27 protein-coding genes are annotated in these 22,538 nt (G+C 73.5%); 15 read left to right on the top strand and 12 right to left on the bottom strand.

The annotated features are described in order from the left end of the window. Positions 1-173: 173 nt before the first annotated feature. Together GA0070616_RS09980 and GA0070616_RS09975 are read left to right on the top strand one after the other, a co-directional pair. A complete protein-coding gene (locus GA0070616_RS09980; protein WP_091079841.1) occupies positions 174-761 on the top strand; it encodes a winged helix-turn-helix domain-containing protein in 588 nt (195 codons plus the stop codon). Further along, positions 758-1,615 carry a hypothetical protein gene (locus GA0070616_RS09975; protein ID WP_091079839.1) on the top strand — a complete coding sequence of 286 codons (858 nt, stop codon included), beginning with the start codon at positions 758-760 and terminating at the stop codon, positions 1,613-1,615. Before GA0070616_RS09980 ends, GA0070616_RS09975 begins: the two co-directional genes overlap by 4 nt. 49 nt (positions 1,616-1,664) lie before the next feature. On the opposite strand, the gene GA0070616_RS09970 is transcribed toward GA0070616_RS09975, so the two are convergent. From GA0070616_RS09970 to GA0070616_RS09960, 3 genes are all read right to left on the bottom strand, one after another. Next, complete coding sequence (locus GA0070616_RS09970; RefSeq protein WP_091079836.1) at positions 1,665-3,719, bottom strand: amylo-alpha-1,6-glucosidase; 2,055 nt, start codon at positions 3,717-3,719, stop codon at positions 1,665-1,667. Beyond that, complete coding sequence (locus GA0070616_RS09965; protein WP_091079831.1) at positions 3,716-4,096, bottom strand: SCP2 sterol-binding domain-containing protein; 381 nt, start codon at positions 4,094-4,096, stop codon at positions 3,716-3,718. The genes GA0070616_RS09970 and GA0070616_RS09965 overlap by 4 nt, the downstream gene beginning before the upstream one ends. Before the next feature lie 61 nt (positions 4,097-4,157). After that, complete coding sequence (locus GA0070616_RS09960; RefSeq protein ID WP_091079827.1) at positions 4,158-4,520, bottom strand: DsrE family protein; 363 nt, start codon at positions 4,518-4,520, stop codon at positions 4,158-4,160. A gap of 24 nt (positions 4,521-4,544) precedes the next feature. Here GA0070616_RS09960 and mtfM point away from each other — a divergent pair, with 24 nt between their 5' ends. Together mtfM and GA0070616_RS09955 are read left to right on the top strand one after the other, a co-directional pair. Continuing rightward, on the top strand, positions 4,545-4,649 hold the full coding sequence (mtfM, locus tag GA0070616_RS29130) for a small membrane protein MtfM (RefSeq protein ID WP_275587258.1): 105 nt from the start codon (positions 4,545-4,547) through the stop codon (positions 4,647-4,649). Positions 4,650-4,657: 8 nt separating this feature from the next. After that, positions 4,658-5,251, top strand: coding sequence for a heme-binding beta-barrel domain-containing protein (locus GA0070616_RS09955; RefSeq protein WP_091090387.1), 594 nt, complete (start codon positions 4,658-4,660; stop codon positions 5,249-5,251). A 53-nt stretch (positions 5,252-5,304) separates the two neighbouring features. Here the strand turns inward: GA0070616_RS09955 and GA0070616_RS09950 are convergent, their stop codons facing one another. Next, positions 5,305-6,153 carry an aminotransferase class IV gene (locus GA0070616_RS09950; protein WP_091079824.1) on the bottom strand — a complete coding sequence of 283 codons (849 nt, stop codon included), beginning with the start codon at positions 6,151-6,153 and terminating at the stop codon, positions 5,305-5,307. 281 nt (positions 6,154-6,434) lie between these two features. On the opposite strand from GA0070616_RS09950, the gene GA0070616_RS09945 reads away from it, so the two are divergent. From GA0070616_RS09945 to GA0070616_RS09930, 4 genes are all read left to right on the top strand, one after another. Next, on the top strand, positions 6,435-6,863 hold the full coding sequence (locus tag GA0070616_RS09945; RefSeq protein ID WP_091079820.1) for a Fur family transcriptional regulator: 429 nt from the start codon (positions 6,435-6,437) through the stop codon (positions 6,861-6,863). Next, on the top strand, positions 6,860-7,987 hold the full coding sequence (gene ygfZ, locus GA0070616_RS09940) for a CAF17-like 4Fe-4S cluster assembly/insertion protein YgfZ (protein ID WP_091079817.1): 1,128 nt from the start codon (positions 6,860-6,862) through the stop codon (positions 7,985-7,987). The genes GA0070616_RS09945 and ygfZ overlap by 4 nt, the downstream gene beginning before the upstream one ends. A gap of 84 nt (positions 7,988-8,071) precedes the next feature. Then, the gene (locus tag GA0070616_RS09935; RefSeq protein WP_091079813.1) at positions 8,072-8,899 is read left to right on the top strand and encodes a beta-keto acid cleavage family enzyme; all 828 of its coding nucleotides are present in this window, start codon (positions 8,072-8,074) and stop codon (positions 8,897-8,899) included. 100 nt (positions 8,900-8,999) lie between these two features. Beyond that, positions 9,000-9,953 (top strand): asparaginase, encoded by a 954-nt coding sequence (locus GA0070616_RS09930; protein WP_091079810.1) that lies wholly within the window; start codon positions 9,000-9,002, stop codon positions 9,951-9,953. 41 nt (positions 9,954-9,994) lie between these two features. On the opposite strand, the gene GA0070616_RS09925 is transcribed toward GA0070616_RS09930, so the two are convergent. Further along, complete coding sequence (locus GA0070616_RS09925) at positions 9,995-10,786, bottom strand: alpha/beta fold hydrolase (RefSeq protein WP_091090383.1); 792 nt, start codon at positions 10,784-10,786, stop codon at positions 9,995-9,997. 119 nt (positions 10,787-10,905) lie between these two features. On the opposite strand from GA0070616_RS09925, the gene GA0070616_RS09920 reads away from it, so the two are divergent. The 4 genes from GA0070616_RS09920 to GA0070616_RS09905 all read left to right on the top strand — a co-directional run bounded on the left by GA0070616_RS09920 (position 10,906) and on the right by GA0070616_RS09905 (position 13,654). Next, positions 10,906-11,577, top strand: coding sequence for a helix-turn-helix domain-containing protein (locus GA0070616_RS09920; protein WP_091079807.1), 672 nt, complete (start codon positions 10,906-10,908; stop codon positions 11,575-11,577). Continuing rightward, on the top strand, positions 11,574-12,386 hold the full coding sequence (locus GA0070616_RS09915) for a hypothetical protein (protein WP_091079804.1): 813 nt from the start codon (positions 11,574-11,576) through the stop codon (positions 12,384-12,386). Before GA0070616_RS09920 ends, GA0070616_RS09915 begins: the two co-directional genes overlap by 4 nt. A 69-nt stretch (positions 12,387-12,455) precedes the next feature. Then, positions 12,456-12,770: a DUF2516 family protein gene (locus GA0070616_RS09910; RefSeq protein WP_091079800.1), complete on the top strand. Its 315-nt coding sequence runs from the start codon at positions 12,456-12,458 to the stop codon at positions 12,768-12,770. Then, positions 12,767-13,654, top strand: coding sequence for an alpha/beta fold hydrolase (locus tag GA0070616_RS09905; RefSeq protein ID WP_091079797.1), 888 nt, complete (start codon positions 12,767-12,769; stop codon positions 13,652-13,654). Before GA0070616_RS09910 ends, GA0070616_RS09905 begins: the two co-directional genes overlap by 4 nt. Before the next feature lie 31 nt (positions 13,655-13,685). Here the strand turns inward: GA0070616_RS09905 and GA0070616_RS09900 are convergent, their stop codons facing one another. Continuing rightward, entirely contained in the window at positions 13,686-14,381 is a 696-nt protein-coding gene (locus GA0070616_RS09900; RefSeq protein ID WP_091090380.1) for a nucleotidyltransferase domain-containing protein, read from the bottom strand. A gap of 77 nt (positions 14,382-14,458) precedes the next feature. Between GA0070616_RS09900 and GA0070616_RS09895 the strand changes: the two genes are divergently transcribed. Continuing rightward, on the top strand, positions 14,459-15,373 hold the full coding sequence (locus GA0070616_RS09895; protein ID WP_091079792.1) for an SDR family oxidoreductase: 915 nt from the start codon (positions 14,459-14,461) through the stop codon (positions 15,371-15,373). Here the strand turns inward: GA0070616_RS09895 and GA0070616_RS09890 are convergent. Beyond that, positions 15,357-16,349: a helix-turn-helix transcriptional regulator gene (locus tag GA0070616_RS09890; protein ID WP_091079789.1), complete on the bottom strand. Its 993-nt coding sequence runs from the start codon at positions 16,347-16,349 to the stop codon at positions 15,357-15,359. The genes GA0070616_RS09895 and GA0070616_RS09890 overlap by 17 nt on opposite strands. Positions 16,350-16,395: 46 nt before the next feature. Between GA0070616_RS09890 and GA0070616_RS09885 the strand changes: the two genes are divergently transcribed. Together GA0070616_RS09885 and GA0070616_RS09880 are read left to right on the top strand one after the other, a co-directional pair. Then, a complete protein-coding gene (locus GA0070616_RS09885) occupies positions 16,396-17,187 on the top strand; it encodes an EI24 domain-containing protein (RefSeq protein WP_091079785.1) in 792 nt (263 codons plus the stop codon). 1 nt (position 17,188) lies between these two features. Continuing rightward, positions 17,189-17,704: an O-acetyl-ADP-ribose deacetylase gene (locus GA0070616_RS09880; protein ID WP_091079781.1), complete on the top strand. Its 516-nt coding sequence runs from the start codon at positions 17,189-17,191 to the stop codon at positions 17,702-17,704. Positions 17,705-17,720: 16 nt separating this feature from the next. On the opposite strand, the gene GA0070616_RS09875 is transcribed toward GA0070616_RS09880, so the two are convergent. The 5 genes from GA0070616_RS09875 to GA0070616_RS09855 all read right to left on the bottom strand — a co-directional run bounded on the left by GA0070616_RS09875 (position 17,721) and on the right by GA0070616_RS09855 (position 22,468). Next, on the bottom strand, positions 17,721-18,134 hold the full coding sequence (locus GA0070616_RS09875) for a RidA family protein (RefSeq protein WP_091079778.1): 414 nt from the start codon (positions 18,132-18,134) through the stop codon (positions 17,721-17,723). Positions 18,135-18,238: 104 nt separating this feature from the next. Next, a complete protein-coding gene (locus tag GA0070616_RS09870; RefSeq protein WP_091090376.1) occupies positions 18,239-19,243 on the bottom strand; it encodes a LacI family DNA-binding transcriptional regulator in 1,005 nt (334 codons plus the stop codon). Between the two features lie 20 nt (positions 19,244-19,263). Then, positions 19,264-20,634, bottom strand: a complete 1,371-nt coding sequence (locus GA0070616_RS09865; RefSeq protein ID WP_091079773.1) for a GH1 family beta-glucosidase — start codon at positions 20,632-20,634, stop codon at positions 19,264-19,266. After that, positions 20,631-21,464: a carbohydrate ABC transporter permease gene (locus GA0070616_RS09860; RefSeq protein ID WP_091079770.1), complete on the bottom strand. Its 834-nt coding sequence runs from the start codon at positions 21,462-21,464 to the stop codon at positions 20,631-20,633. Before GA0070616_RS09860 ends, GA0070616_RS09865 begins: the two co-directional genes overlap by 4 nt. Further along, entirely contained in the window at positions 21,461-22,468 is a 1,008-nt protein-coding gene (locus GA0070616_RS09855; protein ID WP_091079768.1) for a carbohydrate ABC transporter permease, read from the bottom strand. Before GA0070616_RS09855 ends, GA0070616_RS09860 begins: the two co-directional genes overlap by 4 nt. Positions 22,469-22,538: the final 70 nt, after the last annotated feature.

The raw sequence follows: 22,538 nt of genomic DNA, 5'->3' as shown, positions 1-22,538 counted from the left end.
GCTGACAGTCATGCTCGTGAAGGGAGAGTCGGTGATCAATGGATGGCGTCGGTCAGTACTTGGTCAGTGACGAGGCGCGATCCTGACCGTTAGGCTGACTCGGGCCCACCGGCCGGCAACTCCCGGTGGGGCGGGGAGCTGTCACGTCAGCACGGGCGGCCCGGGGAGGCAGTGTGTCCGGTGAAGAGGTCCCGATCCTGGTCTGCGTCAGTTCCGACGCCTCCGTGCGGGAGCGGGTGATCCGGCGCCTCGACGGGGTCGGGCCGGTCGTGGTCTGCGCCGACCTCGCCCAGTTGCGGGCGGTGTTCCCCGCCGCCCCGCCGACCGGGGAGACCACCCCGCCGACCGAGCGGACCGCCCCGCCCGACGGGCCCGCCGCAGGGCGGACCGAGCGGCCGGTGACCTGGGGTGAGCTGGTGGTCGACCGCGCCGGGCACCTGGTGACCTGGCGCGGCGTGCCGCTGGCGCTGACCCGCACCGAGCGGGAACTGCTGGGCCGGCTGGCCACCCCGCCGGTCACCCTGTGGAGCTACGAGCGGCTGTTCGCCTCCGTGTGGGGCGGCGCGTACCTGGGGGACACGGCGATCCTGCACTCGGCGGTGAAGCGGCTCCGGCGCAAACTACGCCCGTTGACCGACGGCCCCCGGGTGCACACCGTGCGGGGCGTCGGCTACCGGCTCGCGCCCCCGGAACCCCGCCCGGCCCCGACCGTGCCACCATCGCCGGCAGCCGGGCCACCGCGTGACACCATGGCACCGTGAACGAGCGCAGCGGCACCGTGCAGGAGGGGTACGCCCCACCGTCGCGGCAAGCCCCGGAACGCGGCTGGCCGCGGTGGCTGGTCGCCCTGAGCCTGGTGTGGGCCGTGCTGCTGGTCGGGTTGACCGCACTGTCCGTACGCCGGGATCCGCCGACCGTCCGGGAGCAGCGCACCCTGGCCCAGGCCGCCTGGGTGGCCGACCGCGCGGTCGGCCGATTGGCCCTGGCAGCCGGCGACGCCCCGCTGGCGCTGGTTCCCGCGCAGGTCGAGCCGGGCTGCCGGATCAGCCCGTTCGCGCCCGGGGCCGAGCTGGTGCGCGCCGTCACGGTGCTGACCCCCGCCGGTGGGGAGCGGGCCCTGCTGGAGCGGGTCTCCGAGGCCCTGCCGGCCGACTGGCGGGCGGGGGTGCGGGTCGGCACGGAAGGCCCCCGGCTGCGCGCCGACGCCGGAGACTTCGTTCTGGTTGAGGGACGTGTCGTGGCGGAGGGTCGGGTCCAGCTGCGTGCCGTCACCGGGTGCCGTCCGGTGCGCGACGGGTGGCAGCCGCCCGACGGTGACCCGACCGGTCCCGAGACGCCGGCGCTGAGCGCGGCGGCCGCCCTGGTCGACAGCCCGTTCGCCCGGGGGCGGTCGGTGCAGATCGCGTTCTGCCCCGACGGGGGCGTCGTGCGGACCACGCGGGTCGCCGGCCCGCCGCTGGCCGACCCGCGGCCGGGGCTCACCCGGCTCGCCGCCGGGAACGCGGCGGTCGACACCCTCGAGGTGTACGCCTACCGTGCCGGCGCGGTGTCCGTGGTTGCCGAGTTCGGCGCGGACGAGCTGGAAATCAGCGCCACCTCGGTCTGTTCCGGCTGACCGTCAGCGTCGTCACCGTCCACGGCGCCCGGCCCGGCCTGGCCGACGGTCAGTGGCCGCCGGGCCGTCGGTGTTCGGGGCGGCTACGGCCCAGGGCGTCGACCCGGCCCCACCGGCCGGGGATGTCGAGCAGCTCCACCCGGCCCATTCCGTCGGGCACGAACGGGTCGATGATCAGGTGCTCACCCTGCGGCTGCAGGCCGAGCAGGACCCGCAGCAGCAGCAGCGGGGTGCCGGCCGACCAGGCCTGCGGGCTGCACGCGGTGGGGTACTGCACCGGATAGTCGGTGAGGCTCCGTTCGTAGCCGGCGAACGCCTCGGGCAGGCGGCCGTGGAAGTACCGGGAGGCCGTCAGGAGCGCCTCGCAGATCCGCCCGGCTTCTTCGCGGAACCCGTACCTGGCCAGGCCCCAGGCGATCAGGGAGTTGTCGAACGGCCAGATGGTGCCGACGTGGTAGCCGATGGGGTTGTAGCGGCCCTGGTCGTCGGCGAGCGTCCGCACGCCCCACCCGGAGAACAGTCGGGGGCCGAGCAGGTGTTCGGCGATCCGGCCGGCCCGGGACTCCTCGACGATGCCGCTCCACAGCAGGTGCCCGATGTTGGAGGTCAGCGCGTCCACCGGGGTGCCGTCGGCATCCAGGGCCAGCGCGTAGTACCCCTTCTCGGGCAGCCAGAAGTCCCGGTTGAACCGTAACTTGAGCGCCGCCGCCTCCTGCTCCAGCCGGTCGGCGTACGCGGGGTCGCCCCAGAACTGCCGGGCCAGGCGGGCGCCGCGCAGCTTCGCGTCGTAGGCGTACCCCTGGAGTTCGCAGGTGGCCCGGGGGAATCCCGGCAGCCGGCCGTCGGCGTAGGAGATGCCGTCCCAGGAGTCCTTCCAGCACTGGTTCTCCAGCCCGGTCTGCGGGTTGCGGGTCCGGTACCAGACGTACCCGGTGCCCAGCAGGTCGCCGTAGCTGTCGATCCAGGTGAGCGCCGCCCTGGTCGGGGCTTCCAGCTTTCGCACCAGGTCGGCGTCCCCGGTCCACCGTTCGTACTCGTCGAGCAGGACGACGAACAGCGGCGTCGAGTCGGCCGCGCCGTAGTACGGCGAGTGCGGCTGCTCCTCGAAGCCCGCCGTCTCGCCGTACCGCAGCTCGTGCAGGATCTTGCCGGGCTCCTCGTCGCGGAAGTCGTCGATCCGGTAACCCTGGAGGCCGGCCAGCACCGTGACGGTCGGCGGGATCAGGTCGGGCAGGAACGGCAGGATCTGCAACGAGGTGAAGATGCTGTCGCGGCCGAACAGGGTCATGAACCAGGGCAGTCCCGCCGCCATGAGGCGGACCCCGAGCGAGATCGACTCGTAGCGCAGCGCCGTCAGGTCGTTGAGGCTGCGCCGGTACGCCCCGGCCAGCGGTTCGCAGTCGCAGCCGAGCTTCGGCGCGCGCGCGACCAGCTCGTTCTGCTCGGCCTCGATCGCGGCCGGGCTGCGGCTGCCACCGAGCGGCAGGATCGCGCGGATGTCCTCGCCCTGGGCCCCGTAGATGACGGTGGCGACGTGCAGGCGGGTGGTCCACTCGTCGTGCGCGTCGATCGTCAGGGTGAAGGTGATGCCCGAGGCGTCCACGGCCCCGGGTTCGCTGGTGCTCACGATCGTGGCCCGGTGGAAGCCCTCCCGGCGGTAGGTGAACCGGAGTTCGCTCTGCCCGACCTCGGTGGTGGTCCGGCCGCGCTTGGGCCGGACGTTCTTGATCTCGAACAGGTCGGCGAAGTCCGCGCCGATCTCCACCCGGACGGTGAACCGCATCTCCTCCCCGGAGTGGTTGAGCACCCTCAGGTCCTCGGTGAAGCTGCCGCCGACCGCGCGGCTGCGGATGACCGACACCCGCGCGTCGAGATAGTGGGTGGGTTCGCCGGGGACGAGGAAGTACCGGGTGCGGAAGGACGTTGCGTCGTCGACGGAGAGGGCGTGCAGCCGCTCCCCGTCGACCGTCAGCAGCCAGGTGGACAGGAAGCGGGTGTCGAAGGAGAACAGGCCGGTCGGGAACTCCAGCGACGGTTCGATGTCGCCCCGCCGGTCACTGACCAGGAAGGTGTTGCCGTCGAGGATGTTGACGAGTTCCTTCACCGGGGCCGCCCGGCCTGCTCGCGGGCCACGTCCCGCGGGTCCCGGGTGCCGGGCGGGGCGGGCCAGAAGCGCCGGAAGGCCAGGTACAGCAGGACCTCGCCGATGAGGTTGCTCTCGCTCCGGAGCATCGCCGATATCCCCTGCGCCTGCCCGGTGATCAGCCGCTCGAACAGGCTGCGGCTGCCGTACCAGATAGCGTCGGCGGGACCCCGCCCGTGCGTCACCTCCGCGTGGCCGGGTCGGAGCAGGACCAGCCAGTGGTCGGTGCGCTCGCCGTCGGAGATGTTGAGCTGCAGGGTGCCGCAGACCGTGCCGCGCAGCACCGCCGGGGCACGCGCGGGAAGTTCCGCGAAGAACTGCTCGATCGCCTCGGACACATCCGAATCGTAGGCACTTGTCCGACCTGCCGGGTCGGTTCCGGCGCCGCCGGGTGGGGTGTCAGTAGACGAGCGCCTGCGCGCCCTCGGCCATGGCCTCCTCGACGAAGACCGCGGCACCGGCGATCCGGACACCGGGCAGCACGTCGTCGGGGCCGATGTCCCGTCGGGCCGCGCACTGGGTGCACGCGGTCACCGTGCCCGTGGCCAGGATCACGTGTAGCAGCTCGCCCAGCGGCGCGGAGTGTGGCAGCTCGAACTGCTGCGCCCGGCCGGGCAGGGCGAACCAGGTCGACTCGCCGGTCAGCCACAGGGACACGGGCACCCCCGCCGCGGCGGCGGTGGCGGCCACGGTGAACGCCTGGGCACACCGCTCCGGGGAGTCGGTGCCGGCGGTGGCCTTGACGACGAGAGTGCGGGCCATGGGCCCAGCATAGGATGGTCGCCGATGGTCACCGAGATAGGGTTCGTCAGCCTGCTGGTCGCCGGTCTGGGCGCGCTCGCCGGTGGCCTGGTCTATGTCGCGGTACGCATCTCGAGAGGTAAGTGGTGAGTGATCCGGTGAGCGACGACAACCCGCTACAGCCGCCGCCCTGGCTCCACGCACCGCCGGTCGAGGAGTACCCGTACGAGGAGAGCCACGACCTGCGCGTCGGGCCCAAGCTGCACCGCAGCCTCGACGGTCTGCTGCCGTACGTGGGGGTGTGGCGGGGGCGCGGACGCGGCGGCTTCCCCAGCATCGAGGACTTCGACTTCGCCCAGGAGATCCGGATCAGCCACGACGGCCGACCCTTCCTGTTCTACGAGTCGCGCGCCTGGATTCTCGACGAGCAGAGCCGCCCGGTGCGGCCCGCCGGCCGCGAGGTCGGCTGGTGGCGTCCGGTGCTGGACGGCGACCGGGTCACCGACGAACTGGAGGCCCTGATGAGCGTGCCCACCGGGGTGATGGAGCTGCACATCGGCAAGCGCACGGGCACCCAGATCGAGTTCGCCACCGACGCCGTGGTCCGCACCGCGACCGCCAAGCAGGTCACCGCCGGCGCGCGGCTGTTCGGCATCGTCGAGGGCGCGCTGCTCTACGCGCAGGAGATGGCGGCGGTGGGCCACGGCCTGAGCCCGCACCTGTCCGCCCGGCTGACCCGCGTCGCCGGCTGACCGGCTCGGTCGGTCCGACCCGCGTCGCGACTGACCGGCCGAACCCCGGTCGGTCAGGGAACGGGGAACCCCAGCAGCCGCTGGACGGCGGCGGTGTGCGCCGAGCCGGGCCGGGCCGTCCCGTCCAGGGCGGTCACCTCGACCGCGCCCCGGACGGACGAGGTGAGCCACACCCCGTCGGCGCGGGCCAGTCCGGCCGGCGTGACCATGCGTTCGGCGGCGGCGAGGCCCACCTCGCCCGCGGTGTCGAGCAGCCAGCGCACCGTCACCCCGGGCAGGATGCCGGTGGTCGTGGCAGGCACCGTGCACAGTGTCGAGCCGGCCAGCCAGACCACGTTGGCGCTGGGTCCCTCCAGCACGTAGCCGTCGGTGGAGACCCACAGCACGTCGTCGACGCCCGCCCGGACGGCCCACCGGCGGGCGGCGGTGCTCGCCCCGTAGGAGGTGGACTTGACGCCGGCGGGCAGCCAGTCCAGGCCGGGGCGCGCCGCGGCGGGTACGCCGAGCGGCAGGGTGGCCACCCGTACCCCGTCCCGGCGGGCCCGTACGGAGGCCGCCGGCACCTCACCGAGGGTGGCGTAGACGGTGGGCGGGCCCCCGCCCTCCGGCCCTCGCGTGCAGACCAGCCGCAGGGCCCCCTCCACCGCCGGGGGCCAGCCCGCGGCGATGTCGTGGAGCAGGGCGGCGAGGGCGTCGGTGGGGGGCAGCGTCAGCTCCACGGCCGCCGCGCCGGCGCGCAGCCGGGCCAGGTGCGCGTCGAGCAGCCAGGGCCGTCCGTCGCGCAGGTGGATGGTCTCGAACAGCCCGTCGCCGCGCAGCACGCCCAGGTCGTCGCCGCGCAGCACCGGCTCCCCGGCGGGCACGACACCCCGGCCGAGCACGGCCATCCGCGACGCCACCATGACCGCCGAGCCTACGCACACCGCCCCTGTCATGCGGGGAACGCCTCCCAGGGGCGCCCCAGCGGCGTTCATCATCCGCGGCGCGGGTCAGGCCCAGAGTGTCGGGCTGCAACGTCGTGATCAGCCACGTTTCCGCAGCCGGGCCCGGTGGGGGTCGACGCGGTGGGCCGGCGCGGTGGGCCGGCGCGGTGGGCCGGCGCGGTGGGCCGACGCGGCGGGGGCGTGCGGGGTCGGCAGGCCGGTGGCCGGAGCGTCGCGCCGGGCCGAACTATGATCGGAGGGTGTCCGAATCCTCCCTTGCGGAACTGCTCCGCTCCCGTGGGCTGCGGCTGACGGCGCAGCGGCAGCTGATCCTCCAGGCGGTGCTGGACCTGGGCCACGCGACACCCGAGCAGGTGCACACCGCCGTCCGGGAGGTGGCCGCGGGAGTCAACATCACCACCATCTACCGCACGCTGGAGCTGCTGGAACGGCTCGGCCTGGTGACCCACACCCACCTCTCGCACGGCTCGCCGACCTACCACGCGGCCGGCGAGGACCAGCACGTCCATCTGGTGTGCCGGGAGTGCGGCGGGGTCGACGAGATCGACCCCGACCTGCTGCGCCCGCTGACCGACCAGTTGGCGCGCGAGCGGGGGTTCCGGGTGGACATCGGCCACGTCTCCCTCTTCGGCGTCTGCGACCGCTGCGAGAACGGGGACCAGACATGATCGACATTGCGGGTGCGGTGGCCGTCGAGAGCATCGACAGGGCCAGCCGTGACCAGCCCGATCAGGAGCACGTGGCGGCGGGCGTGCGGGGCGTCGCCGCCCACTACGGCGACCCGATGCGCGAGCAGCGCCTGCTCGACACGGCCGTGGGGCTGGTGGACCGCTCGCACCGGGGCGTGATCGCGGTGCCGGGCGAGGAACGGATCGGCTGGTTGCACACCCTGACCACGCAGCACCTGACCCAGCTCGCACCGGGTCAGGGCACCGAGCTGCTGGTGCTCTCCCCGCACGGGCACGTCGAGCAGCACGCCATGGTGGCCGAGGACGGGTCCACCACCTGGCTGGACACCGAGCCCGGGGCCACCGCCGGCCTGCTGTCGTACCTGGAGAAGATGCGGTTCTTCAGCAAGGTCGAACCGCGTGACGTGACGCCCGCGCACGCGCTGCTGTCGTTGGTCGGGCCGCAGGCCGTCGACGCGGCGGCCACGCTGGGCGTGACCGGGCTGGCCGCACCGGACGTGGTCGCGGTGCCGGGCCCGAAGTTCCGTGCCGGCGAGGTGCCGCCCCGGCCGACCGTGCGGTACGCCGTCGCGCCGCTGCCCACGGGCGGTTGGGCGCGGCGCGGTCCGCTCGGCGTGGACCTGCTGGTGCCCCGGCCCGCGCTGGACGAGGTGGTCGGGCGGCTGCGCGGCGGCGACGTCCCCGTCGCCGGGCTCTGGGCGTACGAGGCGGTGCGGGTGGCCGCCCGGCGGGCCCGGGTCGGGGTGGACACCGACCACCGCACGATCCCGGCCGAGGTCGACCTGGTGGCCCCCGCCGTGCATCTGGACAAGGGCTGTTACCGGGGGCAGGAGACGGTCGCCCGGGTGCACAACATGGGTCGGCCGCCACGCCGGCTGGTCCTGCTGCACCTGGACGGGGTGACGACCGACCAACTGCCGGAGGCCGGCACGCCGGTGACCCTCGACGGTCGGGCGGTCGGCTTCGTCGGCACGGCGGTGCACCACCACGAGCTGGGTCAGGTCGCCCTCGCGGTGGTCAAGCGCAACGTCGCCGCCGACGCCCGGTTGCTGGTCGGCGAGAGTGCCGCCGCGATCGACCCGGAACCGTCGATCCAGCGGTGATCGGCCAGTTCGGCCTGACGTTTCACGGAATCATGCCCGTTCGGCAGGAGATCGTGTTGCCGGCCGAAGGTTAGGATCCGGGGCATGACGACAGGGACGTTGATCACGGTTGCCCCCACCGGTGCGGAGTCGGCGAAGGCGGAGGTGCCGGCGCTGCCGGTGACCCTCGACGAACTGGTGTCGACCGCCAAGGAGTGCGAGGCGCTCGGTGCCGCCGTGATCCACGTCCACGTCCGCGACGACGAGGCGCGGCCCACCCTCGACCCGGGTCGCCTCCGGGAGACCGTGGCCGCGCTGCGCGACGCCACGGACCTGGTCGTGCAGCTCTCCTCCGGCGGCGCGGTGACCGACCCGGAGGCCGACCGGCTCGCCGTGCTCGACGCCGCCCCCGACATGGCCTCCTGCACCATGGGCACGGTCAACTTCGGTGACGACGTCTTCCTCAACCGCTGGGAGTTCGTCGTCGACCTGCACACCCGGATGCAGGAACGGGGCGTGGTGCCCGAGTACGAGATCTTCGACCTCGGTCATCTCGCCTCGCTCCAGCGCCTGCTCGACAAGTACGGCCTGCCGCACGGCGGGCACGTGCACGTCGACTTCGTGATGGGGGTGCCGGGCGGCATGCCGGGCACCACGCAGACCCTGGTGGCCGCCCACCAGATGCTGCGTGACCTGCCTGAGGGCACCACCTTCTCGGCGACCGGCGTCGGCCGCAGCACCATCCCGGTCATGCTGGCGGCGCTGTCGACCGGCGGGCATCTGCGGGTCGGCATGGAGGACACGGTCACGTACGCGAAGGGCCGGCCGGTGGAGTCGAACATGCAACTCGTCGCCCGTGCGGTCGGGTTCGCGCAGCTCGCCCAGCGCCCGCCGCTGACCACCGTCGAGGCCCGACGGCTGCTCGGTCTGTAAGGACAGCGCCACCCCACGCCCCTTTACCACGGGCAACCCGTCCCCAGGTCACCCCGCGGCCGACGCCGTCGACCCGCTGAGTACCGTCCACCACGTGGGAATGACGTACGAGGGTGGCGCGCAGCTCGCCGAGGTGGTCCGGTCCGGGTTCGTGGAGGGCACACACCGGGGTTCGGTGGTGGTGCTGGACGCCACCGGCGCAACCGTGGGGGCCTCCGGTGACGTCCGGTCGCCGGTCTTCCCGCGCTCGGCGAACAAGCCGATGCAGACGGTCGGGATGATCCGCGCCGGTCTGCCGCTGACCGATCCGGCCGACCTGGCGCTGGTCTCGGCCAGCCATGCCGGGGAGGAGTTCCACCTGGCCCGGGTCGCCGCGCTGCTGGCCGGTGCCGGGCTGGACGCCTCGGCCCTGCACTGCCCGCCGGAGCTGCCTGTCGGCGAACAGGCGCGGGAGGCCGCGTTGCGGGCCGGCGGCGGCCCCACCCGGCTCCAGATGAACTGCTCCGGCAAACACAGCGGCATGCTGGCGACCTGCCGGGCGGCCGGATGGCCGGTGGACGGCTACTGGCGACCGGAGCACCCGTTGCAGGTGGCGCTTCGGGCCGCGGTGGAGGACCTCACGGGCGAGTGTGCGGCGGCGGTCGGCGTGGACGGGTGCGGTGCGCCGGTGTTCGCCGTGTCACTGACCGGCCTGGCCGGCGCGTTCCTGCGACTGGTGTCGGCGGAACCGGGCAGCGTGCCGCGTGCGGTCGCCGACGCCATGCGCGCCCACCCCGAACTCGTCGGCGGCACCCAGGCCGACGACACCCGGCTCATGCGGGGCGTACCCGGGCTGCTGGGGAAGGTGGGCGCGGAGGGCGTGTTCGCCGCGGCGCTGCCGGGGGTGGGCGCGGTCGCGCTCAAGATCGACGACGGTGCCGGCCGGGCCCGCATGCCGGTCCTGGCCTCGGCGCTGCGCCGGCTCGGCGTCGACGCGCCGGTGCTGGCGGAGTTCGCCGAGGTTCCCGTGTTCGGCGGCGGCCTCCCGGTGGGGGTGGTCCGCTCCCTCTGGTGACCGCCCCGCCTCGTGCCGGTGCTGTGGGTGCCCGGCCGGGCTCAGGGGAGGAAGTCCAGCAGTGCCGCGTTGACGGGGGCGGGCCGTTCCAGGGGGAGCAGGTGGGCCGCGTCGGGGACGTCGGGCAGGCGGACCGCGCCGGGGACCTCGGCGGCGATCCGGTCGGCCAACCGGACGATGTCCGGCACGTCCGCCGCGCCGGCCGTGACCAGGACCGGCACCCGCAGCTCGCCGAGCCGCCCGATCGCCGGCGGTTCGAGTTCCGCGACGTCCACCGCGCTGAGGGCCAGTTCGGCGGCGAGGGCGCGCTGGTCCATCTCGGTGGCGAAGGCCACTAGGTCGGGGTCGACGTCCTCGGGCCGCCGCCTCGGGCCGATCACCCAGAACCGCACCTCGCCGGCCGCGGTGGCCGCGAAGTCCTCCGGGTCCACCTCGCCGACCAGGGTCTCCCAGAGGCCGTTCGCCTCCTCGGACCACTCGTTGCCGGAGACGGCCGCACCGAGCAGGGCGAGCGCGCTGACCCGGCCCGGGTGGGCCAGGGCGGTGTCGACGGCCACGGCGCCGCCGAACGAGCAGCCCACGAGGGCTGCCCGGTCGATGCCGAGCGCGTCGAGCAGGCCGGCCACGTCGTCGTGGTGGGCGAACGGAACGGCTGGCAGCTCGGACTCCCCGTAGCCGCGCAGATCCAGCGCGATCACCCGGTGCCGGGTGGCCAGCGCGTCGATCTGGTGGCGCCACATCCTGCGGTCGGCGATCCCGGCGTGCAGCAGGACCACGGGGCTGCCGTCGCCGGTGTCGTCGTACGCGAGCAGTGCCCCGTTCATCTCGATCATGGTCACGGCAGGGACGGTACGGCCGGGCGGGAGAGCTGCGCAACCGGCTCGATGAGACCTTGCTAACTCTGGCTAGCGCTTTGCTTGCAGCAGCTAGCAGTGCGGGTTAGCGTGGGGTCATGGCCACTTCCAAGGACCTACCCGACGTCGGCGGGTTCATTCGTGACCTGCGGCGCAACGCCAAGATCTCGCTGCGGCAGCTCGCCGAGCAGGCCGGGGTCAGCAACCCCTACCTGAGCCAGATCGAGCGCGGCCTGCGCAAGCCGAGCGCCGAGGTGCTCCAGCAGCTCGCCACGGCGCTGCGGGTCTCCACCCCGGCGATGTACCTGCGCGCCGGCCTGCTCGACGACAAGGAGGGCCAGGGGGTGCTCGCGGCCATCGCGGTCGACCCGGACCTGACGATGGCCCAGAAGCAGTCGCTCACCCAGATCTACGAGACGTTCCGGCGGGAGAACACGCGCCTCGCCGAGGCGACCGTCGCCAGCGGCACCACGCCGGGGGCGGCCGGTGGCACCGCGCCGCAGGCGGGCGGGGACACCGCACCGGCCGTCGGCGACACCGCGCCCGCCGCCGGGGCCGCGCCGGACGCCAGCGGGGCCGCGCCGGACCTGGCCAACCTGGCCGCCACCGGCCCCACCACCCCGCAGGGCACCCCGACCGAGGCCGTCCTCGAATCGGTCGCCGTGACCGAGGCGGGTCCCGCGCCCGCGCCGCCCCGCCCGTCCGCCAAGAAGGCGATCCGCACGGTCGTCCGGAAGACCGCCGCCGCAGCCGAAGAGGAGAAGTCATGAACCAGCCGAAGACCAACCGCATCCCCGCCCCCCTCTACGCCGCCGCCGGCGCCGGTGAACTGGCCCTGGAGCACCTGCGCAAGCTGCCCACCGTGGTCAGTGAGCTGCGCACCCGGGTGCTCGCCGACGGCACCCGGGTCGTCACCGACCTGGGCGGCAAGGCCGTCGTCACCGGCCTCGAGCTGCGCCAGAAGGCCAACGAGACGCTGCGCACGGCCAACCTGACCGCCGACACCCTGCGCGAGAAGGCCGCCCCGGCCGCCGACCTCGCCAAGCTGCGCGAGGCCGCCGACCTGAACCGGCTGCGCGAGGCCGCCGACGTCGCCAAGCTGCGCGAGGCCGCCGACCTGGACAAGCTCCGGGAGCTGGCCACCCGCAACGCCGCCGTGGTCGTCGCCGGCGCGCACGCCGCGCAGGAGCGGGCGCTGGCGGCGTACGGGGCCCTGGTCGCCCGGGGTGAGCGGGTCGTCGGTGCCGGCGTGCTGGAGGCCGCCGACACGGTGAACGCCGACATCGAGGCCACCGAGGCCACCGAGGCCCCGACGGCCCCGACGACGGCCAGCGAGCCGGCCGCCACCGAGCCGGCCGCGACGAAGCCCGCCGCGACGAAGCCGGTCGAGGCTGCCGGCGCGACGCCTGCCGACGTGCCGACCCCGGCCGACGTGGCCGAGGTCGTGGAGGCCAAGCCGGCCGCCGCGAAGAAGGCCACCCGCACCAAGGCCGCCACGAAGCCGGCAGCCAAGCCGGCCGCCACCCCCTCGGCGAAGCTGCCGCGCGCCACGAAGCGGACCCGCCCGACCGCCGAGTGACCACTGTGCCGGTGACCCCGGAGGCGTCCCGAGGGACGGATCCGGGGTCACCGGCATAAGCTTGCCCGCATGGCCTACGCCGCGCCGCTCTTTGCCTTCGAAGTCCGCTACGTGATCGAGCTGCTCCTGCTCGTGTTCGCGTTGATCGTGCAGGCCGTCGCCCTGGTACACGCCATCACGCAGCGGTCCGACGCATTCCCCGCCATCGGCACGCTGCCCAAGGGTGGCTGGATCGCCATCCTGGCGGTCACCCTGCTGCTGACCCTGGTCACCCGCACGTCGCTGAGCATCTTCGGCCTGATCGGCATCGCGGCCGGGCTGATCTACCTGCTCGACGTCCGGGTCGGCCTCAAGGACATCAGCGACGGCAAAGGGTTCTGGTGAGAGGTTTCCGCTGGCCGCCACCGCCCGACGGCGGGCCCCGCACCTGGGGCCCGGGCCCCGGCGGCCCCCGCACCGGGCGGCCCGCGCTGCCCGAGCCGGAGACCGAACTGGTCGCCACCCCGCACGGCGTACGCCTGGAACGGCTGGTCACCGGCACCGGTGACCAGGTCACCGTGTTCGCGCACGGGCTCGGCAACGGCATAGCCACCACCCGCCCGTTCGGCAGCGGCGTCTCCGGGCGCAAGGTGTTCTTCCAGTTCCGGGGGCACGGGCGGTCCGACACTCCGCCGGGCCCGTGGACCTATCTCGACCTCGCCCGCGACCTGCGCGCCATGGCCGACCTGTGCGGTGCCACCCGGGCCTTCGGCGCGAGCCTCGGTGCGGGTGCCCTGTGCCGGCTGCTCGTGGAGAGCCCCGCACGGTTCGAACGGCTCGTGTTCTTCCTGCCCGCCGCGCTCGACCGTCCCCGGGGCGAGGTCGCCCGGAGCCGGCTGGCCGCCCTGGTGGAGGCGGTGGAGGGCGGGGACGCCTCCGCCGTGGCCGAGGTGGTCTCGGCCGAACTGCCGCCGGCCGTACGCAACACTCCCGCCGGCTGGGCGTACCTGCGGCAGCGGATCGACCAGCTGCTGCGCGACGGACTCGCGGCGGGCCTGGCGAGCCTGCCCGAGCAGGCCCCGCTGCGTGACGCGGATGCGTTGGCGGCGGTTACCGCGCCCGCCCTGGTGATCGGCTGCGCGGGCGACGACCTGCACCCGGTCGACGTCGCCGAGCGGCTCGCCGCCGCGCTGCCCCGGGCCACACTGCACGTCTACGACCGTCCGGGTGTGCTCTGGACGGACCGCGCCGACCTGCGTGAACGGATCTCCACCTTCCTCGACGCCTGAGCTGTCCGCACCAGCTCAGCGGGCGCCCAGCTCAGCGTGCGCCCCGCTCCGGGGGCAGGTGGGCGGCGCGTACGTCACGCAGCCACCGCTCCACCGGAGCCTCGTCGGGCCGGTCGGGCAGCGGGGTGCGGATCCGGTCGAAGTCCCGCTCGGCCCCGACGAGCAGTGCCCGCGCCGTGGCCAGGTCCCCGTCAGCCACCCGGTCGCCGAACTCCCGGAACCAGTGCGGGTCGGCCAGCCGGATCTCCAGGACGCCGGTGGCGTACAGCAGCCGTCCCTGGTGCACCAGCCGGGCCAGGTGCCGGGCGTGCTTCGCGGTCCGCCGCCGCACGTCCGAGGAGAAGGTGCCGTCGCCCCGGGACTCCAGCTTGCGGAACTGCTGCCCGGCGTACCCCAGATAGGCGGCGCGGACGCGGGGGGCGCTGAGGAACGCCGACCGGATGGCGATCAGCCGGTCCCCGAACCCGGTGCGCGTCTCGTAGCATTCGTCCGGCAACCAGGCCAGCTCGGAGGCGGTCGGGTTGCCGCCCAACGCCAGCCGGCACCACTTGCGCGCCTCGTGCTGGGTGACGTCCGGGTCGGTGCTCACCACGGACTCCTTCGGCGGGTGCAGCCCGTGGAAGGCGACCGTGGGCGCGGCGAACACACCGATCCGGTCGACGTCGGAGCCCGGGCCGGCCAGCCCGTACGCGACCGAGCCGACCACGCCGGAGAGCAGCAGGTGCATGCCGGTGAGCATGACCCACCGTCCGGCTTCGCGAAACCGGACTTCGGCTGTCAGGTATCCCTGACACGGTGGGTGCCATGACGAAACCGCTGACAGGACGGGTGGCGCTGGTCGCCGGGGCGACCCGGGGCGCAGGCCGGCAGATCGCCGTCCAGTTGGGTGCCGCCGGTGCCACCGTGTACGCCACCGGGCGCAGCAGCCGCGCCGGCCGCTCCGAGATGGACCGGCCGGAGACCATCGAGGAGACCGCCGAGCTGGTCACCGCCGCCGGGGGGACCGGCATCGCCGTCCGCGTCGACCACCTGGTGCCCGACGAGGTACGCGCCCTGGTCGACCGGATCGACGCCGAACAGGGCCGCCTCGACGTGCTGGTCAACGACATCTGGGGGGCCGACCCGCTGATCTCCTGGGAGAAGCCCGTCTGGGAACAGTCGCTGGACGACGGCTTCCGCGTGCTGCGGCTGGCCGTCGACACCCACATCATCACCAGCCACTTCGCGTTTCCGCTGCTGATCCGCCGCCCGGGCGGCCTGGTGGTCGAGATCGGCGACGGGACGCGGGCGTACAACGACACCACCTACCGGTTGTCGGTCTTCTACGACCTGGCGAAGGCGTCGGTGAACCGGCTCGCGTTCAGCTGGGGGCACGAGTTGGCGGCGCACGGCGGCACCGCCGTCGCCCTCACCCCCGGGTGGATCCGGTCGGAGGCCATGTTGGAGCACTACGGGGTCACCGAGGAGAACTGGCGCGACGGCGCGGCCAGGGACCCGCACTTCCTCATCTCGGAGACCCCGGCGTTCGTCGGACGCGCGGTCGTCGCGCTCGCCGCCGACGCCGACCGGGCCCGCTGGAACCAGGGGTCCGTCTCGGCGGGCGAACTGGCCGGGGTGTACGGCTTCACCGACGTCGACGGCAGCCGCCCCGACGCCTTCCGCTACCTCGCCGAGGTGGTCGACGCCGGTCGGCCCGCCGACGTCACCGGCTACCGGTGACCGCCGGGCCGGCGTAGAGCGCCACGGCCCGCGCTGCCGCCTCCGCCAGGCGTCCGCGCAGCTCCGGCGGGTCGAGCACCTCCACCTCCGGCCCCAGCGCCAGCAACTGGGTGTACGCCACCTCGACGGACTCGACGGGCAGCCGGGTCACCACCCAGCCCTGCCCGTCGGGTTCGCTGGCGGCGGCGACCGCCTCGGCGTACGCGAACGGCGCGTCGGCGGTGTGTCGGAGCCGGTGCAGGCCGGCGGGGCTCAGCCGCAGGGTCACCTCCGCCCGGAGCATGGCCCGCAGGAACCCGTCGGCCTGTTCCCGCCAGTGTCCGGCCAGGTCGAAGCCGGGTTCCCGGTCGAAGGTCTCCCCGCCGGCCGCCACCCCGGTGACCCGGTCCACCCGGTAGGTGCGCAGGTCGTCCCCGACGCGTCCGACCAGATACCAGATGCCACCGGCGAGCACCAGGCCGTACGGCAGCACCGTCCGGTCCACCTCGCGGTCGCCGCGCCGGTACCGCAGCCCGACCACCCGGTCTCCCCACACCGCGCCCGCCAGTTCCGCCAGCCAGCGCGGCGGGTCGGTGGCCCGGAACCAGCCCGGCACGTCGAGGTGGAACCGTTGCCCGGCGCGGGCCGGCGCGTCGCGCAGGCTGGGCGGGAGTGCGGCGAGCACCTTCAACTGGGCCGCCGCCACCGCCTCGGCGAGCCCCATGTCGCCCGCCGGGCCGGGCAACCCGGCCAGGAACAACGCCTCCGCCTCGCCACGGGTCAGCCCGGTCAGCCGGGTGCGGTACCCGCCGAGCAGCCGGTAGCCGCCCGAGCGGCCCCGGTCGGCGTAGACCGGCACTCCCGCGGCGGAGAGCGCCAGCACGTCCCGGTAGACGGTGCGTTCGGAGACCTCCAGCTCGCGAGCCAGTTCGGTGGCGGTCATCGTGTCCCGTGCCTGGAGCAGCAGCACGAGGGAGATCAGGCGGGCGGCGCGCACGACTCCATCCTGCCCGGCCGCCGCCCGGCCACTAGGCTCACGGCTCGTGACCGCCGCCAGGATCCCCGCCTCCACGACGAGTGCCGCCCGCCGTTTCCTCGGTGGAACCGGCCTGCTGCTGCGCGGCATCGGCCTCTACGTCCGCAGCCCCGGCCTGATGCTGCTCGGCGTGGTGCCGGCGCTGATCACCGGCGCGTTGTTCGTCGCCGCGTACGCCACCCTGGTCTACGTCGTCGACGACCTGGCCGCCCTGGTCACCCCCTTCGCCGACAACTGGTCGGAGGGCTGGCGGTCGCTCGCGCGGGTCGTCGCGGGCCTGGCCTTCCTCGGCATCGGCGGCCTGCTCGCGGTGGTCACCTTCACGGCGGTCACCCTGGTCGTCGGCGACCCGTTCTACGAGAAGATCTCCGAGCGGGTCGAGCGGCGGTACGGCGGCCCCGCCGCCGAGGTCGAGGTGCCCTTCTGGGCGTCTCTGCGCCGCAGCGCGGGAGACTCGCTGCGGTTGGTCGGACTGTCGATCCTGTTCGGCGTCCCGCTGCTCGCCGCCGGGTTCGTCCCCGTGGTCGGGCAGACGGTGGTGCCGGTGCTCGGGGCGGCGGTGGGCGGTTGGCTGCTCGCCGTGGAGCTGGTCGGCGCACCGTTCAGCCGCCGGGGTCGGCACCTGCCCGAACGCCGGGCGGCCCTGAAGGCCGACCGCCCCACCACGCTCGGCTTCGGCATGGCGGTGTTCGTCTGCTTCCTGATCCCCCTCGGCGCGGTGCTGCTCATGCCGGCCGCCGTCGCCGGGGCCACCCTGCTGGCCCGCCGTAGCCTCGGCGAGCCCACCGAGGAGCGCTGACATGCAGATCACCCTGGTCGAGGGGGACATCACCGCGCAGGCGGTCGACGTCGTCGTCAACGCCGCGAACTCGTCGCTGCTCGGTGGCGGCGGCGTGGACGGCGCCATCCACCGCCGGGGAGGCCCGGCCATCCTGGCGGAGTGCCGGGCGCTGCGCGCCTCCCGGTACGGGCGGGGCCTGCCCACCGGGCAGGCCGTGGCCACCACCGCCGGGGACCTGCCGGCCCGCTGGGTGGTGCACACCGTCGGGCCGGTCTGGTCGGCGACCGAGGACCGGTCGGCGCTGCTGCGCGCCTGCTACGCCAACAGCCTCGCCGTCGCCGACGGACTGGGCGCGGCCACGGTGGCGTTCCCGCTGATCTCGGCCGGGATCTACGGCTGGCCGGTCGACGACGCGGTCCGGCAGGCGCTGACGGTGCTGCGGGCGGCGGCCCCGGCGACCGTCACCGAGGCGCGGCTGGTGCTGTTCGGTGCCGACACCCACGCCACGGCCCGCCAGGTGTACGACGCGGGCTGAGCGGCTCGGCCCGCCCTCAACCGACCGTCGGGACGGCGGCGACGGCCTCGACCTCGACGAGCTGCTCGGGGTAGCCGAGCACGGCCACACCCAGCAGGGTGCTCGGTGGGTCGTGGTCGCCGAACGCGTCCCGGACCACCTGCCAGACGGTCAGCAGGTCGGGGCGGTGCGCCGACGCCACGTACACGGTGGTCTTGACGACGTCGGTGAGGCTGGCCCCGGCGGCGGCGAGGGCGGCCTCCAGGTTCGCCATCACCTGCCGGGCCTGGGCGGCGTGGTCGCCCGGCGCGACCGTGCGGCCCTCGGCGTCCAGCGGGCAGGCCCCGGCGGTGAACACCAGTCGGGCGGACGGGGCCACGGCGGCGAGGTAGGCGTACGGGGCGGTGTCGGTGAGCGCGGGTACGTGCAGCAGGCTGACGGCGTCGGTCACGGCCCGACCGTAGCGTCGCTGCCCCGCCCGCTCGACCGATTATCGCCCGTGCCTCGGGTGGGGAGCGCCGCCGTGTGCGAGGCCCGGCGCGGGCCGGGGTGCGCTCAGGCGGACTGACGGATGATCAGCTCGGTGGGCAGGAGCAACGGGTCGACCCGCTCGCCGGCCGCCATCCGCAGCAGCATCCGGGTCATCTCCCGGCCCAGCTCCTGTATCGGTTGCCGGACGGTGGTCAGTGGCGGCTCCGTGTACGCGGCGGTCTCGATGTCGTCGAATCCGATCACCGCCACGTCGTCCGGCACCCGTCGTCCCGACTCGCGCAGGGTCCGCAGGGCGGCATGCGCCATCAGGTCGGAGGCGGCGAAGACCGCGTCGACGTCGGGGTGGACGGCGAGCAACCGGCGCATCGCCGCGCCTCCCGACTCGCGGGTGAAGTCGCCGGTGACCACCAGCTCGGGCAGCCCGGCGGCGGCCACCGTGTCCCGGTAGCCGGCCAGCCGTTCGATGCCGGCGACCATGTCCTGTGGACCGGCGATGGTGGCGATGCGCCGCCGTCCCTGCTCGATCAGGTGGCGCACCGCCCGGGTCACCCCGCCGATGTGGTCGACGTCGACGTACGGGACGTCGGCGCCGTCGAGGGGCCGGCCGCTGCACACCACCGGGATGCCGAGCCGGGCCAGCCGGCCGGGCAGCGGGTCGGCGCCGTGCAGCGAGGCGAAGAGCACCCCGTCGACGTGCCGCCCGCTGGTGTACCGCTCCACCCGCTCGTGCCCGGCCGGCGAACCGGCGAGCATGAGCACCAACTGCTTGTCGGCCGCCTCCAACTCCTGCGCGGCACCCCGGATGATGCCGGGGAAGACCTGGTCGTCGGAGAAGACGCGGGTGGCCTCCTCGGGCATGACCAGGGCGATCGAGTCGGTGCGCTGGGTGACCAGGGTGCGGGCGGCCAGATTCGGCACGTACCCCAGCTCGGCCACCGCCCGGCGGACCGCCTCCTGGATCGGCTCCGCCACCGTGGTCGAACCGTTGACCACGCGGGAGACGGTGGCGCGGGACACTCCGGCCAGCCGCGCCACCGCCTCCAGGGTCGGCCGTTGCGCCCCCGTCATCCCCGCTACCACCACCTCGGTCACAGCCCGTTCCGGGAGATCACCTCCTGGTACCAGCGGGCACTCGACTTCGGTGTGCGTCGCTGGGTCAGGTAGTCGACGTGGATGATGCCGAACCGTCGACGGTAACCCTCGGCCCACTCGAAGTTGTCCAGCAATGACCATACGAGATAGCCGCGCAGATCCACGCCCCGGGAGATGGCATCGTGCGCCGCGCGCAGGTGACCGTCGAGGTAGGCGATCCGGTCGTGGTCGGCCAGGGGACCGGTCGCGTCCGCACCGGCCTTGTCCGGGAACGCCGCCCCGTTCTCGGTGATCATCAACGGTACGCCCGGGTAGTCGGCGGCGATGCGCTCCAGCAGCCGGGTCAGGCCCGCCGGTTCGATCATCCAGCCCATGTCGGTCAGCGGACCGACCGGTGGCAGGAACTCCACCGCGCCCTCGGTGCCCGGGTACGCGCCGCCGCCCGCGCCGTCCGGCCTGCCGGCCACGTACGTCGGGGAGTAGTAGTTGATCCCGAGCAGGTCGATCGGCGCGGCGATGATCTTCTCGTCGCCGTCCCGGACGAACGTCGGCTCGACGATGCGGGCCACATGGTCCCGCACGTCCTCCGGATACCCGCCCGCCAGCAGCGGATCGAGGAAGATCCGGTTGTGCAGGCCGTCGACCAGGCGGGCCGCCGCGGCGTCGGCCGCGCTGGCCGGATCGGCGGGCTGCATGTCGGCCGGGTTGAGGGTGATCCCGATGGTGCCCGCGCCGGCCGCCCGCAGCGCCTGGGTGGCCAGGCCGTGACCCAGCAGCAGGTGGTGCACGGCGGCGAAGGCCGCGCCCCCGTCGCGCACGCCGGGGGCGTGCACCCCGTTGCCGTAACCCAGGTACGCCGAGCACCAGGGCTCGTTGAGCGTCGTCCAGGTGCCGATCCGGTCGCCGAGGCGGGCGTACACGGCGGTGGCGTACGTGGCGAAGTGTTCGGCCGTGTCCCGGGCCGTCCAGCCGCCCCGGTCCTCCAGCGACTGCGGCAGGTCCCAGTGGTAGAGGGTGACGATCGGGTCGATGCCGCGTTCCAGCAGCGCGTCGGTCAGCCGGTCGTAGAAGTCCAGGCCGCGCGGGTTGACCGGGCCGGTGCCGTCCGGCTGGATGCGGGGCCAGGCCACCGAGAAGCGGTACGCCTTCAACCCCAGCTCCGCCATCAGCGCCACGTCGTCGGCGTACCGGTGGTAGTGGTCGCAGGCGACGTCGCCGGTGTGCCCCTGGAAGACCTTCCCCGGCGTACGGCTGAAGGTGTCCCAGATGGACGGGCCGCGACCGTCGTCACGGGCCGCGCCCTCGATCTGGTAGGCCGCCGTGGCGGCGCCCCAGACGAAGTTCTCAGGAAATCGCAGACTGCTCACGCCTTGACCGCACCTTCCATGATCCCGCCGATGATCTGACGGCCGAACACGACGAACACGAGCAGCAGGGGGAGGGTGGCGATGGCCGTCCCCGTGAACACCTGCGACATGTCCTGGTAGTACCCGTCCGACAGTGCCCGCAACGATAGTTGCACCGTCGGGTTCTCGGGGTCGTTGAGTACCGCGTACGGCCACAGGAAGTCGTTCCAGGTGGTCATGAAGGTCAGCAGACCGAGTACGGCGGCGGCGGGACGCAGGGCGGGCAGCACCACGTTCCAGTAGACGCGGGCGGTGCCGCAGCCGTCCATCCGGGCCGCCTCGATCAGTTCGTTGCTGACCGCCTGCCCGGCGTACTGGCGCATCATGAACACGCCGAAGCCGGTGACCAGCGCCGGCACGATCACCGCGGGCAGCCGGTCGTTCCAGTTGAACCTGGTCATCAGCAGGTACAGGGGGATCACGCCGAGCTGGGTGGGCACCATCATCGTCGCGATGATCACCATCAGCAGGGCGTTGCGCCCCCGGAAGCGCAGCTTGGCGAAGGCGAACCCGGCCAGGGTGGAGAAGAACACCACGGAGACGGTGACGGTGGTCGCCACGATCGCCGAGTTGATCAGGCCGGTGAGGAAGTACGCGTCGGTGTTGGAGAACAGCCGGGCGATGTTCGCGCCGAGGTTGCCGCCGGGAGTGACCGGCGGGGGCATCTGGCCCATGGCGTCGCTGCTGCGGCTGGCCACCACGAACATCCAGTAGATCGGGAAGATCGACAGGAATCCGGCGACGACCAGCGCGCCGTAGGTCAGCGGGCTCGCCCGCCACAGCCGGCTCATCGGGAGCCTTCCTTTCGTCCGGCCACGTCCGGCCGGGCACCGTTACCGAGCCGGCGGATGATCAGCACGTTGATCGCGGCGACGATGGCGATCAGGGCGAACAGCATCCACGCCACGGCCGAGCCGTAGCCGAAGTTGTAGTACGGCGCGAAGGCGTTCTCGAACATGTACATGGTCATGGTCTGGGACTCCCGCAGCGGCCCGCCGCGGATGGCGTTGGTGCCGGAGTGGAACAGCCGGGGCTCGGTGAACAGTTGGAGCCCGCCGATGGTGGAGATGATGACGCAGAAGATGATCGTGGGCTTGAGCAGCGGCACGGTGATCGACCAGAACTGCCGGGCGCGGCCCGCGCCGTCGATGGCCGACGACTCGTAGAGGTCGCGGGGGATGGCCTGCATGGCGGCCAGGAAGATCAGGGCGTTGTAGCCGGTCCACCGCCAGTCCACCATCGTGGAGATCGCCACCCAGGAGGCGAACCGGTTGGACTTCCACTGGATGGCGTCGATGCCGACGACGTCGAGCATCCAGTTGACCATGCCGAACTCGCGGCCGAACAGGACGCCGAAGACGATCGCCACGGCGGCGGTGGAGGTGACGTTCGGCACCAGCACCGCCATCCGCCAGCCGGTGCGGAACCGCAGCTGCCGGTTGAGCAGGTTCGCCAGCCAGAGGGCGGCGAGCAGTTGCGGGACGGTGCTGATGACGAAGATGCCCAGGGTGTTGACCACCGAGTGCCAGAAGTCGGAGTCGGCGAGCAGTCGGGTGTAGTTCTCCGCGCCGATGAAGGTGGGATTGCTGCCGAGCAGGTCCCAGTCGTGCAGCGACACCCAGAAGGTGTACGCCAGCGGCCAGGCCCCGAAGACCGCGAACAGCAGGAAGAACGGGGCGATGTACAGGTAGGGCGAATACTTCGTGTCCAGCCGGGCGAACAGTGTCGTCCGGGTCGGACGGCCGCCGCGCGGCGGTGGCGCCACGGGCGCCCGCGCGTCGAGCTGCACCGCCATGACCACTCTCCTTTCCGGGCCCTCCCCTGCCCGTCCAGCCCCCTGCCCGCCGGTCCGGAGGGCCGTCGCC

Source organism: Micromonospora nigra, from assembly GCF_900091585.1.
Taxonomy (GTDB): domain Bacteria; phylum Actinomycetota; class Actinomycetes; order Mycobacteriales; family Micromonosporaceae; genus Micromonospora; species Micromonospora nigra.
The sequence above is the reverse complement of the archived record's forward strand: the minus strand, read 5'-3'. Positions and strand labels throughout refer to the sequence as shown.

What these genes read in the sequence shown, in the direction of transcription:
- GA0070616_RS09895 (WP_091079792.1), top strand. Translation starts at nt 14,459, where the DNA reads ATGACGAAACCGCTGACAGGACGGGTGGCGCTGGTCGCCGGGGCGACC.
- GA0070616_RS09960 (WP_091079827.1), bottom strand. Translation starts at nt 4,520, where the DNA reads ATGGCCCGCACTCTCGTCGTCAAGGCCACCGCCGGCACCGACTCCCCG.
- GA0070616_RS09935 (WP_091079813.1), top strand. Translation starts at nt 8,072, where the DNA reads ATGACGACAGGGACGTTGATCACGGTTGCCCCCACCGGTGCGGAGTCG.
- ygfZ (WP_091079817.1), top strand. Translation starts at nt 6,860, where the DNA reads ATGATCGACATTGCGGGTGCGGTGGCCGTCGAGAGCATCGACAGGGCC.
- GA0070616_RS09860 (WP_091079770.1), bottom strand. Translation starts at nt 21,464, where the DNA reads ATGAGCCGGCTGTGGCGGGCGAGCCCGCTGACCTACGGCGCGCTGGTC.
- GA0070616_RS09915 (WP_091079804.1), top strand. Translation starts at nt 11,574, where the DNA reads ATGAACCAGCCGAAGACCAACCGCATCCCCGCCCCCCTCTACGCCGCC.
- GA0070616_RS09900 (WP_091090380.1), bottom strand. Translation starts at nt 14,381, where the DNA reads ATGCACCTGCTGCTCTCCGGCGTGGTCGGCTCGGTCGCGTACGGGCTG.
- GA0070616_RS09925 (WP_091090383.1), bottom strand. Translation starts at nt 10,786, where the DNA reads ATGATCGAGATGAACGGGGCACTGCTCGCGTACGACGACACCGGCGAC.
- GA0070616_RS09930 (WP_091079810.1), top strand. Translation starts at nt 9,000, where the DNA reads ATGACGTACGAGGGTGGCGCGCAGCTCGCCGAGGTGGTCCGGTCCGGG.
- GA0070616_RS09910 (WP_091079800.1), top strand. Translation starts at nt 12,456, where the DNA reads ATGGCCTACGCCGCGCCGCTCTTTGCCTTCGAAGTCCGCTACGTGATC.
- GA0070616_RS09920 (WP_091079807.1), top strand. Translation starts at nt 10,906, where the DNA reads ATGGCCACTTCCAAGGACCTACCCGACGTCGGCGGGTTCATTCGTGAC.
- GA0070616_RS09950 (WP_091079824.1), bottom strand. Translation starts at nt 6,153, where the DNA reads ATGGTGGCGTCGCGGATGGCCGTGCTCGGCCGGGGTGTCGTGCCCGCC.
- mtfM (WP_275587258.1), top strand. Translation starts at nt 4,545, where the DNA reads ATGGTCACCGAGATAGGGTTCGTCAGCCTGCTGGTCGCCGGTCTGGGC.
- GA0070616_RS09855 (WP_091079768.1), bottom strand. Translation starts at nt 22,468, where the DNA reads ATGGCGGTGCAGCTCGACGCGCGGGCGCCCGTGGCGCCACCGCCGCGC.
- GA0070616_RS09870 (WP_091090376.1), bottom strand. Translation starts at nt 19,243, where the DNA reads ATGACGGGGGCGCAACGGCCGACCCTGGAGGCGGTGGCGCGGCTGGCC.
- GA0070616_RS09880 (WP_091079781.1), top strand. Translation starts at nt 17,189, where the DNA reads ATGCAGATCACCCTGGTCGAGGGGGACATCACCGCGCAGGCGGTCGAC.